The organism is Ruminococcoides sp., assembly GCF_057037865.1.
Genome location: NZ_DBLZMS010000005.1, coordinates 122,583 through 138,748, shown reverse-complemented (window position 1 = coordinate 138,748; position 16,166 = coordinate 122,583). Strand labels below are relative to the sequence as shown.

At 43.5% G+C, this 16,166-nt stretch carries 12 protein-coding genes; all 12 read right to left on the bottom strand.

What is annotated here, in order from left to right:
* Positions 1–24 precede the first annotated feature (24 nt).
* Positions 25–861, bottom strand: coding sequence for a VirB6/TrbL-like conjugal transfer protein, CD1112 family (locus tag AC2HW8_RS06125; protein WP_186935757.1), 837 nt, complete (start codon positions 859–861; stop codon positions 25–27).
* A 71-nt stretch (positions 862–932) separates the two neighbouring features.
* Positions 933–1,292 (bottom strand): hypothetical protein, encoded by a 360-nt coding sequence (locus AC2HW8_RS06120; protein WP_002587808.1) that lies wholly within the window; start codon positions 1,290–1,292, stop codon positions 933–935.
* 18 nt (positions 1,293–1,310) lie between these two features.
* A complete protein-coding gene (locus AC2HW8_RS06115; protein ID WP_484308126.1) occupies positions 1,311–3,101 on the bottom strand; it encodes a VirD4-like conjugal transfer protein, CD1115 family in 1,791 nt (596 codons plus the stop codon).
* Positions 3,091–3,294, bottom strand: coding sequence for a hypothetical protein (locus tag AC2HW8_RS06110; protein ID WP_002587806.1), 204 nt, complete (start codon positions 3,292–3,294; stop codon positions 3,091–3,093). Before AC2HW8_RS06110 ends, AC2HW8_RS06115 begins: the two co-directional genes overlap by 11 nt.
* Before the next feature lie 11 nt (positions 3,295–3,305).
* Entirely contained in the window at positions 3,306–4,190 is an 885-nt protein-coding gene (locus tag AC2HW8_RS06105) for an LtrC-like protein (RefSeq protein ID WP_484308124.1), read from the bottom strand.
* Positions 4,191–4,195: 5 nt separating this feature from the next.
* Entirely contained in the window at positions 4,196–5,002 is an 807-nt protein-coding gene (locus AC2HW8_RS06100) for a PcfB family protein (RefSeq protein WP_484308122.1), read from the bottom strand.
* The gene (locus AC2HW8_RS06095; RefSeq protein ID WP_484327289.1) at positions 4,986–6,350 is read right to left on the bottom strand and encodes a relaxase/mobilization nuclease domain-containing protein; all 1,365 of its coding nucleotides are present in this window, start codon (positions 6,348–6,350) and stop codon (positions 4,986–4,988) included. Before AC2HW8_RS06095 ends, AC2HW8_RS06100 begins: the two co-directional genes overlap by 17 nt.
* A complete protein-coding gene (locus AC2HW8_RS06090) occupies positions 6,341–6,682 on the bottom strand; it encodes a plasmid mobilization protein (RefSeq protein WP_484308118.1) in 342 nt (113 codons plus the stop codon). Before AC2HW8_RS06090 ends, AC2HW8_RS06095 begins: the two co-directional genes overlap by 10 nt.
* Positions 6,651–6,809 carry a DUF3789 domain-containing protein gene (locus tag AC2HW8_RS06085; RefSeq protein WP_002587801.1) on the bottom strand — a complete coding sequence of 53 codons (159 nt, stop codon included), beginning with the start codon at positions 6,807–6,809 and terminating at the stop codon, positions 6,651–6,653. Before AC2HW8_RS06085 ends, AC2HW8_RS06090 begins: the two co-directional genes overlap by 32 nt.
* Before the next feature lie 124 nt (positions 6,810–6,933).
* Positions 6,934–7,338, bottom strand: a complete 405-nt coding sequence (locus AC2HW8_RS06080; RefSeq protein ID WP_002587800.1) for a DUF3846 domain-containing protein — start codon at positions 7,336–7,338, stop codon at positions 6,934–6,936.
* On the bottom strand, positions 7,335–8,291 hold the full coding sequence (locus tag AC2HW8_RS06075; RefSeq protein WP_484308116.1) for a DUF3991 domain-containing protein: 957 nt from the start codon (positions 8,289–8,291) through the stop codon (positions 7,335–7,337). The genes AC2HW8_RS06080 and AC2HW8_RS06075 overlap by 4 nt, the downstream gene beginning before the upstream one ends.
* Before the next feature lie 23 nt (positions 8,292–8,314).
* Positions 8,315–16,156 carry a DEAD/DEAH box helicase family protein gene (locus AC2HW8_RS06070; RefSeq protein ID WP_484327288.1) on the bottom strand — a complete coding sequence of 2,614 codons (7,842 nt, stop codon included), beginning with the start codon at positions 16,154–16,156 and terminating at the stop codon, positions 8,315–8,317.
* Positions 16,157–16,166 lie beyond the last annotated feature (10 nt).

Sequence of the window (16,166 nt, the reverse complement as noted above, 5' to 3'; positions counted from 1 at the left end):
TGACCATTCGTTTTAAAACCTCCGTTATAAGCCCATCATTTCCCTGATAATACGGTCACTCATTTTCACTGCACCGACAAGAACAAGCATATTAAATACAAGTTCTCCAATATATGACCATACCTGTGTGACTGCCGCAGCGTCCGGGTTTACTACCGGCGGACTTGACGCAAACAGTGAGAAGATTATGCAGGCAAGCACGATAACTGCACCTTCAAGCAGTACCGCACAGTAGCTTTTAATAAAACTCTTGCCCACATTCTGCGTCGGTTCTCCGGCAAAGGTAGATAGCGGTATCGGTGCTAATGCCGTGTACATATACAGTTTGAAAAATCTGCCGTAAACCGTCATTATCAGAATGAATGACAACACCGTAATAAAAAGACCGCCTATCAAAGTTACTGCCCATAGCGGAATGCTTTCAAAGAATCCGCAGTCCTCAATGGTTGTTACCATTTCGGATGGGAGCGTCGTTTGATTCGGTGTTCCAAATCCCGATGATGTCATAATGGTTGAAATGATACCTTGAACGATATTGAATAAAGCAAGCATAAGCTCCATACCGTAGGTTATGACTCCTTTGGCAATGGCAAAGCGAACAAACAATTTCAGTGCGTGTTCCGGCTTTTTCACATCGGTAAAGCTTCCGCAGGTACGGACAACTCCCACCACAAAGAACAGCACTAATAGTGCAAGCCCGATTGCCTGAACCGCTCCGTTGATTGTTACCATCACATTCCATATGCTTCCGCCTTTGAAATCCTGCGGTGTTGTGGTTAAAAGCCGCCATATCTCACTTAATTTATCGTTCCAAGTTTCAAGAGCGTTTTCGAGGTTTTGAACTACCCAGTTATCGCTCATTCATTCGCACCTCCTTGTAAAAATGGGGCATAACCGTTTTGCCGAGTATGCCCTGTGATAACTGTTGTATCTTAGCCTGTGATAAGAGTAAGGATTTCTTTTGCGAAAGTAATGATGATACCTCCGGCAAGAGTAAGAAAACCGTTTGCTCTCTGGGACGGGTCGTGGGACTTCAAAGAAAGTCCGACCTGCACGATACCGAAACCGAGCAGGATAAGTCCGATTGCACGGATAAGTCCGAAAATGAAATCGGACAGATTGTTTACAACTGTGATAGGGTCGTTCGCCGCAAATGCGGTTACACCTGTACCAAGTACAACGGTCATCGCCAATACTGCCACACAATAAGCACGATAGCCTTTCTTGACCTTTCCGGTCATCGGCAGTTTAGAAGTTGCTTTGTTTTCTGTGTTTTTCTTAAAAAATCTCATTGTAATTTCCTCCTGTGATTAAAAATTGTTATCTACTTCAAAATCCTCATCGGACAGAAGTTCATAAGTGGTTTCTCCGTAATTGCTTTCCTCAACCTCATCCGGGTCAATAGCAAGAACGGAAATAGATGAGTGCGGTATCGTTACTTCTCCGTGCTTGTACGGTTTCTCTTTTCCGTCTGTGGTCAGTGCCACATTCGGGTGCTTCAAGATGTCGTACTTAAAATCCATAATCGGTCGCTCCCCACGGATAAATAAAATCGCATATTGGTTATCCAGCATACGAACTTCATCCGGAGTGAGAAGCTCACGACCGCTTATCTGATAATTGGTGGAGTAGTTACCGCTTCGCCCGGAACTCTTACCGTAAGTGTTCGTGTCGATGGTTTCCTTACCAAGCAGCTCCGACACATATTTATGTGTGCTTTGCTCGTTGCCGCCAAGATACAGAAATTCATCGCAGTTGCCCACGATACTTTCCCATTGCTTTTCAAACAAGGCTTTAAGCTGTGCCAAGTTCTGTAAGATGATACTGACCGACACACCTCTGGAACGCATTACCGAAAGTATCTTGTCAAAGTCATCCGGCAATGAAACATTGGCAAATTCGTCCATCAGAAAATGAACGGGAACGGGAAGCGAACCTCTGTGGATATGGTCGGCAGCATAGAATAACTGCTGAAACAGTTGGGTATATAAAATCGACACCAGAAAATTGAAACTGGAGTCGTTATCGGGTATCAGGGCAAACAAGGCGACCTTCTTTTCTCCCATAGAGGGCAGGTCTAACTCGTCTGCCGAAGTTAAAGAAGCAAGGCTTTCAAGATTGAATTTCTCAAGCCTTGCGGCAAGTGTTATCTGAATGGATTTCAGTGTCTTTGCCGAACCGGAATGATAGGAACGGTAATACTTTAGAGCAATATGGTCGGGATTTTTCATCTCAAGCTCTGCAAATAATTCATCGAGAGGAGATGGTCTTGTATCTTCCTCGTCCTCAATCGAACCGGCTCTGAGCATTTCCATAACCATTGCAAAGTTCTGTTCTTCCTCCGGTGCTTCATAGTGCAAATAAAACACCAACGCCAAAAGGAGCATAGAAGCTGAAGTGTCCCAAAACGGGTCTTGGGACTGACTGCCCTTTGGTGTAGTGCTTTTGAATAAGTTAGTTACAAGTTTCTGCACATCGTTGTCGTTCTGAAGATACACAAACGGATTGTAACAGTGGCTCTTTTCCATAGAGATAAGGTCAAGAACTCTGACCTCATATCCTTTTTTCTCAAGAAGTTTTCCCGTATCCCTCAAGATTTCGCCTTTCGGGTCAAGGATTACAAAAGAGGTATTGCACTGCATAAGGTTGGGCTTACAATAAAATCTTGTTTTACCTGCACCGGAACCGCCGCATACCAGTGTATTCAAATTTCGTCTGTGCTTTTTCGCATTCAATCCGATACGGACATTCTGCGTCATCAACTTATTATCGGAATACGGAGACTGTCTGTATTTCTTATCCACGGCTCTTGCGTTGCCCCATTTTGCAGAACCGTGTTCCTCCCGCCTGCGGTAGTTTCGCTGTGTGGAGAAATATATCCCGATACCCATTCCATAGCACAAAAGCAAAATAAGGACAGTTTTCACGCTGTCCTCACAAACTTCTATATGAAACGGATTGTTAAATACATTCATCAGGCTCGGCAATATCTCCGGCAATCCGCCTTTAACTGACGGAGCTATGAGAAGTGCCAGCCACACAACCGGAACAATACCGATGACAGAAAGAATAATCGCAGACTGTCTTTCGTTATCTCGCATCGCCGGAGCGTTCCTTTTCAATAACCTTGAATTTTTTCTTTGGGGCAGTCCCGACCTTGATAATCAGGTCGTCCACAGCATCGGTTGATTTCCCCTCGTTCATTAAATCTGTTTTCTCATCATTGAGAGAACGGATAACGATACCGTGTTCATAATCATCCAACGCTATATGGTAAAGTTCTTCTTTCGCCATATCTGTACCTCTTATCTTTCATAATCTTTTGTGCGTGCCTGCTTTTTCTTGTACAGTTCGTCTGATACACGGGAATGAATATCTGTCATCGCATTTCTCGTCTTGGAAAGTTCAAAACGAATGTCCTTTGGCTCTTTGTTTGCCAGCTTATCCGGAATACGGTTAATGGCAAAATTCTGTGTATCAATACCGTACTTTTTGCAAAGCATATATCCGATACATACCGCCTGAAATCCCATATCGGAACGACTGTAACTGTCGCTGTTGATGGAAAGCTGTGCGTGCCCCAGTTCCTGTGCCACACACTGAGCAACCGCTACGCTGTCTCCCACATCACGCTTTACATACAAGGTTTGCTCTTCATTGTTATAGAACGCTGCCATATTCGGATAGGGGAGGTCGTTTGTCGCTTCCACATTCACAGGCGAGGAATCAAGCATTGTGGTAATCAGTGCTTTCGGGTCACGATTAGCTGTCGGTGCAGGCGGTCGTTTTCCATTGGTCTGTGCCACGTCAAACACTTTCTTCACATTGTAGGAAATGCCTGTTGTACCGTCACGCTTTGCATATTCCACCGGTTCAAGAATGGAAATACTCTTAGCACCTTTTGTGATTTTAATGTTGTCTTTGCTCCAGTCATCAAAATCTTTAAGCTGTACCGCCTGCGGATACTGCTTGTAAATCAAAAGTGCGTTGACTGCCGAATATCTGTCAAGTCGGCTCTGCGTATCAAGGAACGCTTTGAATTTCTCCGGCGAAGATACAATCTCTTTCGCCGCTTCATCCGCAAGCTGATACACACCGTCTTTCTCGGCTCGTTTCTTTTCAGCATATTCCTCTTTGGAAAGTCTCGGTCGCTGAGTGCCTGCTTTTGCAGGAGTAAAATTTTCTGCCATTGTAATTACCTCTCTTTCGGTTTCTTGGATTTTGTTTTCGGCTGTTGGTGTACCGTCTGCTTTGGTGCAGAAGGACGCTTTGCCTTATCTGTTTCCGGTTCTTTGCGTTCTGCTTCTTTTTGCTGTTTTGCCTGAGCCTTATAGCGGTCAAGTTTCTCTTTAACCGATGGCTTCTTCTGTCTGTCAACAGCAATACCCTTATCAGTTTGCATATCTTCCGGCTCTGAGTTTTGCCTTGACGGAGGGTTTTTGTCCGTTTTGGCGGTTGTGGGGTTTGACTGTGCGTTTTCCTCTTTCTGAAGGGGTTTTCGTACAGCTTCCTCTGTGATGATTTCATTCTTGGATTTTGTCGGTTTATCTTTTTCCACGGCTTCTCGTTTTTCAACCGCTTTCTGCGATTCTGTTACGATTGCCGCCTTATCCACCTTACCGAGTTCAAACCTCTCAACGATTCTCTGAATTTTAGAAGCGTCCTCCGCACGTGCGATAATATCAATCGGGACATTATCTCCCCTTATGTTCTTATCTCGGAGAACACAATAGAGAACACCGTAGCGTTTTGCCTGTTCGGTAAACTTCTTTAAATCCTTATTCGGAATGGAAAATACCTTCAACTCCTTGCCCGATTTAATCATATTGGTAAGACGGGCTTTGCCTCTTGTCTTATTCGCCTGCGTTGCTTCCTGCTTCAATACGGAAGCAAGAAGAATTGCGATATTCTTTGCGGCTGAACCGGTAAGTCTTGCAGCAACTTCAAAGCCTTCAAGGGATAACCTGACGACCTGTTCGGCTGCGTCACCTGAATTTGTCATTTCGCTTTTGCTCCTTTCGCTGTTGTTTTTCTTCTTCGGCTCTGATTGTTTCAAGGTTCTGCTCCATAACCTTTGACCTCTCGGCAATGTCGTCACAGAGTCGAACCTCTTTGTTCAGCTCCCGAATTTTATCGCTTACCGTCGAAATCTGTTCTTTCACCTTAGACAGCTCATCGTCACTCATCTTTGTTCTTGCTTTTTTTCGCAGGTGCGTTCTGTCGTCATTCAAAGTTTTAATTTGACCTTTCAGCGACTCTTTATATGAGAAAAGCTGCTCGTCCGTAGAAATATTTTCTCGTCCGAGCAGCCTTGTCTCTGCTGTGATTTTATCCAGCTTCAATAAATCCTCTTTCAAAAGATAGTGAAGCCTTGCTGTATTCTGTTTTTTGTATTTTGGCAGATAACCGAGCCTGTAACAGTAATGCAGATACAAGCCATACAGTCCGCCCACTTTTTTGATTTTGTTTTCTCTTGTAGGCAATCGGTACTGCCTGATAACCACCGTCTGCTTTGCAAACGGAACTATGCGTACTCTCTGATTTTCCATAAGCCTACGCCTTATTGCTTCCTCGGTATAATCTTCTCCGAGATTTTTAAGTCGTATGGGTTTCGTGTACCCTTTCGGTACAATCGTCCAATACTTCCGGCTCTCGCTTAGACAATGCTCATATCCCATCTGCGTAAGTGCATAGTCAAGACTCCTGATATTTGTGCTGTGGGCAATCGCTTCATCTATGGCTTCTTGCACCATAGAATATCTGGTCGGCATTCCCGCCTGTTCCTGCTTATAGTAGTAAGAGGATTGCTTACTGCGATTCGGGTTTGGATTGTAATATAATCCATATTTCTCACAAATACGGTCGGCAACTTTTCTGAACTTAAACCACGAAGTATCTTGACATCGCTTGCCGTCTTTGAATGAAACAGAGTTGATTACATAGTGACAATGCAAGTGCTTAGTGTTCAGATGCGTTGTAACAACAACTTGAAATCTTTTCCCCCACACTTCGTTTGCAAACTCCATCCCGATTTTCTGTGCAAGTTCCGGTGTGATATTTTGTTCCTTAAAGCTCAAATATCCGTGATAGGCTTGTATGCCATCCTCTTTCCCATATGCCTGCTTGACAGATACAAACTGGTCACGGGCAGTGGTCGGATTGCAGTTGATACCTTCCACGAAATATTCTCGTTCGGTTTTTTCTTCGTCCTTTGCATAGGAGAGAACATCGGCAAGTGCCTGATATTGTTCCTCGGTATAAATATCTGCCGCCGTCTTTTCAGGATTGGCAGCATAGTCGATAACCTGACCGAGCCTTGAATTGACCGTCCACAACTTGCTTACTGCCATTTCATTTTACTCTTATCGGGTCTTAAATAAGTACGCTCAATATCTGCCTGAAACTTATGCCAACGCTCCGCTTCCTTTTTAAGCTGCGGCGCGTCAACAAAGCCAAGAGCGTTTGCTTTAACTGCAAGTTGATTGATGTTGTTGCCGATAGAAGAAATCTCACGCATTACATCATAAAATCTTTCGTCCGGCTTTTCTCTCGGCTCGTAACCTCGAAGAAGCAAACGGATAAGTCCGGCTTCACTCAGGCAAGCCTTTTTTGCCTTCTTCTGCAAATCCTGTGCTTCATCTCGACTGAACCTAACAATCTTCTGAATGTTTCTTTTCCTCATTTTCTGTGCCATCCTTTCTTGTGATGATATAGTGTCTGTCCTTATTTATCTGAAACAGACACATAAAAGTGACTCCGATAAAGCCGCCGGCAATTACACCGACGGCAACCAATGCTATCTCACGCATAGCGTTCTCCTTTCTCTTGGGGTATTAGGGGCAACCCCTAACGAGGTATTTGGTAGTGTGCTATCCAAATACACTGCTCGCTAAGAATATGCAGACTCTCCGGGTTGCCCCATCGTCTGTCTTTTTATCGCTCCATATCTTTTGAAATTGGCTTATATGCTTTCGCTTCAATGCCCTTGTCTGTCTGATAAAAACGCTCCGGATACCGGAACTTATCCTCATACTTTTTCATCAAATCCTTTGGCATACTGAGAAAACTTTCCGACTCAATCGGTGCGTATGCGATAAAGAATTTGCCTGCAATAATGTCGAGGATTTCCTTATCATTGGAGTAGATTGCACGGTTTAATTCCGCACCGTTCATCTTTCCTTCTTCGTTACAAACAATTGCAACCTCGTCATCAAAAGGCATATATTCTTCAATATATCCGCCTACAGTTTCCTGCATTGCTTCCAGCGTATCCTCAATCTCAATCTGCTTCGGATACTTACCCGGCTCAATGAGAAGTACATTTATTTTTTCGCTCATCTCTCAAAACTCCTTTCATTCTTCTTGGAAATTCCTAATTTGAAACACAAAAAGTCGTTGACATCTTTCCCACACTTGGGCGGGTCGTCAACGACTTCGTATCTGTCTTTTAATTTAATTTTCAGTGCATTTGCCGCCTTTCTTCCGGCAATATCATTGTCAAAATGAAGCACGATACGGTTAATGTTCTTATTCTTTTCAAGCAGATTTTTCAGTGTAACCGGCACTTTGGACTTTTCCGTTTCTCTGTTAGGCGAATACACGCCGGAGAGAGAAACAAGGTTTAATTTGTGCCAATCCCTGCCCTCTATCTTTGCTAATGTGGCATAGGATAACAGGTCAATAGCACATTCAAACAGGTGTACCTCTATGCTTTCTTCATTTGTCAGCCTGAAAGAATATTGCTTCTTGCTTCCGGTGCAGTCGCCCATAATACGACTGCTGTTTGTTGCCCGAAATGCGGCATACTTTGCTTCTTTTTTCTCGTCATAACCGATAAAAACAACATTGTGATAGGGCAGTGACTCAATGATAAGTTCCTTATCAAGACAGTAGTTTATGATTTCATAATCAATCCCTCGACTGAAAAGATACTGCGTAACCACATCGTTACTTGGACTTTTCTGCGGTAAAAGAAGCTGCTGATTTTCATAACTCCGGCTTTCTTTTTCATAAACCGGAGCAGAAACAGCACACTGTCCCATAATGGTTTCAACCGCTTCTACAAAATCAAGTCCTTTGACTTTGATAAGATAGTCAAGGGCAGATTTGCCACCGATACCTCTCGACCACCACATCCATTTCCCGTTTGAAATCTTCAAACTGTCGTGTTCTCTGGTACAGTAAGTGTTACCACTATAACGGACAAGTTCGCCCGGTTCATAGGTGCGAAGATAGGTCAGCAAATCCATTCTCTTTGCTTCGGTTATGACTTCCGGTGCTATATATGGCATACTGACCACCTCACATTTCTTTCTTATCTTTCATACGACTTCTCCTTTCGCTTCTCGGTGGATTCGCCCTCATCAGGCTCGCCGCCCACAATTTCATTTTCCTTTTTATCCATATTGAGTAGGATATTCAGCTCGTCCAAACGGGCAAGTTTTGACTTCAATTCTTCTTCCTGCACAAACGGTTTTTGCACTTCTTTCTGTGCGGTTTCAAACTGATTTTTCGTATCAGCAAGACTGTCCTTTGCTTTTTCAAGATCGTCTGCAAAACGCTCAACCGTATTATCAATACGAGTGATATTACCGAAAACATCATCGCCAAGCGATACCTGTTTGCTGGTTTCTCCTTTGACCGTTACGCAATAAGAACGCTCCGTCGTATCGAAAGACAGTTCCGTTTCAAATCCTCTGTACTTGCCGAGAGGGACTGGTGCAGGACTTGTCATCTCCTTGCAGGCTTCAATGATTGCTTTACCTGCGTCCGCCTTTTCAGAATAAAAAACACCCTTAACCTCCATTCCGACAAAGCGGTCATCTGTTGGTTTCGGGTGTTGTTTTGCAGTTTCTACATCTGCTGTCAAACCGTTAATGCGATTCTCAAGAGAAGTGATACGCTGCGGGTAATATTTAATTATCTTGTCCTCAAGGCTGTATTTTTCAGATAAGAAATTGGATTTTAAGAGTTTCAATTTCTGTACCTGAATGTCCAAATCCATCTTTTCCTTGATATATGGATTGCCGGTGGCAAGCATTTTAATCTCAGCATAAGACAGTGCGGTTTCATCAATATCTTCTGCACTTCTGACCGGAGATTTGCTCGTCATAATCTGTGAAGCGAACTTCTGCTTTCCTTCGACAAGCTGATACAGATATGCGTCAAAGGTCTGCTTGGTAACATAACGATAGATTCCCACCTTCGGATTTGAGTTGCCCTGACGGATAATTCTACCACTGCGTTGCTCCAAGTCTGCCGGTCGCCACGGACAATCAACATCGTGCAGTGCAATAAGCCTGTCCTGAACATTCGTGCCGGCACCCATTTTTTGTGTTGAACCCATTAGCACTCTGACCTCTCCTTTGCGAACTTTCTGAAACAATTCTTTCTTCTTCACATCGGTTTCCGCTTCGTGGATAAATCGGATTTCGCTTTCGGGAACACCTCGCTCTATGAGCTTCTTTCTGATGTCGTTGTAAACGGAAAATGTTCCGTCGTTCTTTGGAGTAGATAAGTCGCAGAACACTAATTGTGCCGACTTTTTATCCTTGTTTTCTTCCCATATACGGTACACATTATCAACGCAGGCATTGATTTTACTGTTCTCAAAGTCTGGCAGCATAGCATTTAGCATACGCTGGTCAAGGGCAAGTTTTCTGCCATCGTTTGTGATTTTAAGCATATTATCTACACTTGAATCTACACCTCCGCCACGAACTTTCTCGGCTCGCTCTGCAAGGGAAGCAACCATTTCTTTCTGCATTTCCGACGGTTCAACTGACACATTATGATACTCTGCTTCCGGCACAGGGAGGTTAAGCATATCGGCTGTTTTAATGTCTGCAACCTCTTTGAACATCGCCATAAGTTCGGGTAAGTTATAGAATTTTGCAAATCTTGTTTTTGCCCTGTATCCCGTTCCCTCTGGCGTAAGTTCTATGGCTGTTACCGTTTCTCCAAAGGTAGAAGCCCAAGCATCGAAGTGCTGTAATCCGTTCTTTACAAGGGTGTTGTACTGCAAGTATCGCTGAATGGTGTAAAGTTCCACCATACTGTTTGAGATAGGCGTACCTGTCGCAAATACAGTTCCTCGTCCACCGGTAATCTCATCAAGGTATCGGCACTTCATAAACAGGTCAGAAGATTTCTGTGCTTCTGTCTGAGCAATACCGCCTACATTACGCATTTTTGTGTAAAGATAAAGATTCTTGTAGTAATGGCTTTCGTCAATAAAAAGCCTGTCCACACCTAATTCCTCAAATGTTACAACATCATCCTTTCTGCTTTGGTCGTTGAGTTTTTGGAGCTTTTGCTTAACGGATTTTCTTGATTTTTCAAGCTGTTTGACAGAGAAGTTTTCTCCTCGGTTACGCTTTAGTTCTGCAATTCCTTCCGTCAATTCATTCAACTGCTGTTCAAGAATTGCCCTCTGCCTTTCAATCGACATCGGGATTTTCTCAAATTGAGAATGTCCGATGATAACTGCGTCATAGTCGCCTGTTGCAATTCTACCACAGAACTTTTTACGGTTCTTTGTTTCAAAATCTTTCTTCGTCGCAACCAGTATATTTGCTGACGGATAAAGCTGCAAGTATTCTGACGCCCACTGTTCCGTCAGATGATTCGGTACAACAAACAGCGATTTATTACATAGTCCAAGCCTTTTCGACTCCTGCGATGCCGCTACCATCTCGAAGGTCTTGCCTGCCCCGACTGCGTGTGCAAGTAGGGTATTTCCGCCGTAGAGAATGTGTGCAACCGCATTTCTCTGGTGTTTCCTTAATGTGATTTCCGGATTCATACCACTAAATATGATGTGACTTCCGTCATACTCACGAGGTCTGATACTGTTAAATTTTTCGTTATACATCTTCGTGAGTTTCTCTCTACGGTCAGGGTCTGCCCATATCCAATCCTGAAAACCTTGTTTGACAAGTTCCTGCTTTGCCTGTGCGATTGCTGTTTCCTTTTTGTTGAGAACTGCCTTTTTCCTACCCTCATCATCTTCAATATAATCAAAGATACGGACATCTTTCAGGTTCAGCGTTTCCTCAATTATCTTGTAGGCATTGATACGACCTGTGCCGTATGTGCTATATGCTTTGACATTGGAACGGTCATAGGATTTACCCTCGATATTCCACTCGCCCGTATAGGGAGAGAAGTGAATTTTTATATTCCACTGTGCATATCTCGGTGTATCAAGGAACTCAAACATAAACTGTTGGATTACTTCCTGCGGTAGCCAAGTAGCACCGAGCCTTACGGAAATCTCACTTGCAGTCAGGTCTTTCGGCTGAACCTTTTCCAATGCTTCCACATTGATTTTATAATCTTCAGGATACACCTCGGCAGACTTTTTCGCTGTAATAAGCTTCTCCCTGACATTGCCTGAAAGGTACTCATCTGCCATCAAATACTTTGCCTCAGTTACATTCCCATATCCGTGAAGCGGATTCAAGAAGATAACACCTTTCAAATCCTGATAGAGTCTTTCTTCACTTTTCCCTGTGAGCTTTGACATATATTCCATATCAATTCCAGCTTTTTCTCCCATAGAAACAGCGAGTGCTTCACTGGCGGTATCTACCTTTTCTACCGGCTTATGCGGCTTAATTGTACGCTTGAAGAACATATCCGCCTTACGTTCTAATTCTCCGTTTTCGTTGATTACTTCAAGAGCAGAAAGCAAGGCAAAGGAACTGTCGTCACTAAAAGCAGAGATATTTGCTCTGCTGTTAATCAGTCCGTATTTCTTGGTATAACCGTCATAAAGACTGTTGAGTTTCGACTGCTCGGCTTTAATTTCTTCGTCCGGATAGTCCTCCGTTTGCAGTTCAATTAGGTTGCGAACACTGTCACGGACAGCAATCATACCTTTAATTCTGTTCTCGGCAGTTGCCGATACCTCCACCGGAGTCATACGAGAGTTTTCACGGAAATAGATTTTAGCATCCACTACCGTATAGGAAAAGTTTCTCACATTCGGGTCGGCAGGGATTGAGTTATCTTCTTCCACCAGTACATCTTCGACTTCGTAATCGTTTATTTCCCCGTGAATATTTGCTACTGCTTCCGATAGTAATTCGGATAAATCTGCATTTTCAAACGGTACACAGGTTACTTCTTCTCCAAAACGACCACTTACTGTTTTCATCTCGCCCAGTATCATTTCGGGATGTTCCGCAAAGTACGAGTTCATCGTGATACCGTCATCAGTTGTGCCAAGCTGTACCCAATAGGGTTCAATATCTATGAGCCTGTCACGCTTTTGCAGGAATAAAATATCCGATACAACTTCCGTACCGGCATTTCCCTTGAATGTGTCATTAGGAAGCCTGATTGCTCCCAAAAGGTCAGCTCTTTGAGCGATATACTTTCTGACCGATGAATTGGTTTTATCCATCGTCCCTTTGCTCGTAATAAGAGCCATCACACCGCCGGGTCTTAATTTATCAAGAGATTTCGAAAAAAAATAGTCGTGGATAAGGAAGTTGTACTTATCGTATCTCTTATCAAGTACCTTGAAATCGCCAAACGGAACATTCCCCACAACTCCATCAAAGAAGCTGTCCGGCACATTGACTTCTTCAAATCCCTGTGCTGCTATGGATGATTTCTGATAAAGCTGCTGTGCAATACCTGCCGAAATTTTATCAAGCTCCACACCGTAAATCTTTGTGTTTTCCATTGACTTCGGCAACATACCGATAAAATTACCGATACCGCAGGACGGTTCTAACAGGTTGCCCTCCTTAAATCCCATCTGTTCCATTGCCTTGTAGATAGCGTCGGTAACTTCGGGAGGAGTGTAAAAGGCAGTCAGTGTACTTTCTCTTGCGGCGGCATATTCTTCGGGCGAGAGTGCGGTATATAACTCAACAAACTCATCTGCCCACGCCGAATTATTTTCATCAAAGGCTTCTGATAAACCTCCCCAGCCGACATATTTTGACAAAATAAGCTGTTCTTCGGGTGTAGCAAATCTGTTTTCAAACTCACACTCTTTCAGAACTTTTATGGCTTCCATATTTCTGTGAAAGCGTTCTTTCTTGCCGACTTGTTCAACGGGATTGGAACGCAAATCAAAAGTATTTCTCTCTGCCATCGAAATATCCGGGTGCAGGTCGAAACTCCTAACCTTACTCTTTTTATTTTTCCACTGCGGTTTCATCGGTTCAGGCTCTTTGTCATACCCGTTACCGATACGGATACCCTCGCTATACATCTCATCGTAGCTGTCAAAGCCATTCTGATTTGCAACAATTTCTCTGTAATCCTCAATCGGAACATTGCCGATATTGGTTGCTACCATATCGCTTCTTTCGGTATTTTCAATGAGTGCTTCCATTGTTTCAGTCGTACATTCTGTAAAATCCGGTGTCTGCCTGAAAACATTCTCTGCTTCTTCAAACCATTCCGTACCTACATCGGCAAGGGTTTGATTTGCGACACTGCCGAGGTAATCAAAGAACTCATCTGCCGATTTATAGTTCTGTGCAGCATTTCTGATTTCATCAAAAGAAAGCGTATTTGTGACATACTGACCGCCGGCACTACTGTCGGAATTAAAGTACATCCAAGTTACAGTTTCCTGTTCTCTGTTAATGAAAAACGCATCTTCATATCCTGTTTTCTGTTCAATTTCGGTATCACTCTGTGTGATATTTTCGCCTGTATCAGCTTTTTCTGCGACAGGTAATACCTTTACCCTCAAGTGGTCATTAAGCGGGTTTTCCTGCACTTTGCGGTCAAATTCAGCACGCTCAAACTCCTTGTTAAACAGTGGCATTTCTGTATCGTAAAGCATTACTTTCTCATCATCAAAAGATAAGATTTCATACTCCGAAGCACCGATATATACGGTGTCTCCAAGATGATATTCATATCGAGTATCAGGTAATTGCTGTTCCTGTGTTTGCTCGTCAAGCAGACTGCGGACATAATCAATCTTCTCTACACGGTTAATCGGGAAGCCTACGCTGTCCTCGAAAGTAACATCACGCATAGAAACATCGCCGCTTATTTTACCGACGCTTTCAATAACAAATCGGCGATCGTCAATCACAACTTCCTTACCGATAATGTCATCATCATTTGTCTGCTCTGCTTCTTCCGGTGGTGCAGTAGAAAGAATTTCCCGATTTCTTTTCTGCTCCTCGATTTCTGCTCGTCTTACTTCCTGCTTCTCAAGCCACTGCGGATACTGCTCCTTTTCCTTTGGATTTAAGTATCTGTCTGCACGGATAAGTTCCCCAATACGCTTTTCAACCTGTGTCCACTTAAGAGTGAGCTTGGGTACGTCGTTTCCAAATCCTCTTGCAAGAGTTATGCCTTTCCCATCGTGGTTTTCATCAATACCTGCACCGATAATGACAGGGTATGAACCTCCCCAACCGTATTCGTTTTTGAGAAAGTCTGCATTTTCTTTTGAAGATAAACTCTTTTGAAACTGCTCATAGATACGCATTTTACCTTCGTAAATACCGCTTCCACGAGTCAGAACTGCGTCGATAATCTCCTGAGAAAAAGTAAAGGCAGAGGTTTTGTTTTCCTCTGCCCGACCATCTAATATGAAGCTCATCTGTCCGTCTGCCGACGGTAGCGGTTTCATTCTGTCATTTAATTCTCCCAAAAGGCGCATTGCTTCAAAGTGCTGTGCAATCACGCTCCAGTTATAAAAACTCTGTGCAGTTCTGCTGTCATAATGACCTTCCCAAAGGTGCAGAACATTTTGAAATGTCTTGTAACCTACGGTTCTTCCATCATCTAATGTGAGTTCGGTATAATCATTATTGAATATACTCTTGATATATTCGGTTCTGGCATCGCTATCGCTATTTCTCTCATAGAAGTCCTTAATATCTTCAAGAGAAGCCGATAAATGCGGTGTAGTACAGAGTATCTCTCGGATAGTATCATCCTTACCAAAAAACGGCAGGCTCTTGTCCTCGTTGCTTCTATCGTAATACTCTAAACGAATATTACCTGTGCTTTCACGATTTCCTGTGCCGAGTTCCTGATGTTGTTCATCAAGCGAACCCAATTCATCATATCGTCCGCTTTCATCTGTTCCGTCAGTCCCTCTTTCTCCGCCATCTGTTTGATAAGCGTTTCCTCCAACTCGGTCGCCCTCTGCTGTACTTCTGACAGATGACTGCTCAGTATCCCTTTCGTCAGGAGATTGTAATACTGAACCTTGTGGTGTTCCTTCAGATAAGTTCTCCTCATCTGCGACCATTTGCCCCGAATGACCTCCGGCTGTTCGGGCAGAGTCAGGTTCGGAAGATTGTAATCCCCGATCATCGTGTATGTTATCTCGTTCATAATCGCTGCTCCTTTCGTCTTTGATGTCTTTATTGTATTCCGGTTGCCTGTTTGCTTCAATTATGCGATTTTGACGGTTCAATGCCATCACTGTTTTGGAGATTTCCGAAAGTCCCATTTCTGCAATATCGCTTGTGGCAAAGCCTAAAGCGTTCATCGTATCCTGTGTATTGAAATTGGTAACATCTCGAAAATCATCGGCTTCAAAATATTCGCCGGTATCAATTCCAAGTCTTGTCATAATCATATATGCCACGCTGTTTGTGACAACTTTTTTATACAAACTTGCTATCATCGTTTCGTCAAGCCCTTCAAGGAAGCTGTCCTCAAAAGCATAGATGAGGTCATTAAGATAATCCGGCAAATTATCTTCGGCGGCATTTTGTGCGGCACTCATAACTGCATCGCCCAAAGTGACTTTGTTATCCAGTTCTCCGAATGTGCTTTCAAGCGTTTCAATAACATCGTCTGTGTATTCGTCCCTCATATTCCAAAGTGGAACAGGACGGGAATATCTGCTCTCGTGGGTATCGGAAATATCGAAGTAATGGGTAAGTCTCTGCCTTGGTCTGTTTTCATCGGCAAAAACCGCAATACCTCTTGCTCCTTTATTTACCCATCGTCCAAAACTCCTGTTCCAACGCTCAATCTCAAGAACTGCTGTTGCGTCCGGTCGCTGTGCATAGATAAGCAACTGCTCATCATATCGCAGCTTGTAGTTCCTGCACGCAGACTGCAAGAAATTCTGCCAGTTCTGCGGATTGGAAACAACCGTCTTGCAGGTTCTGTCATAGAGTTCGGATATGAGTTCATATTTTCTTGACACTGCTTTTGCA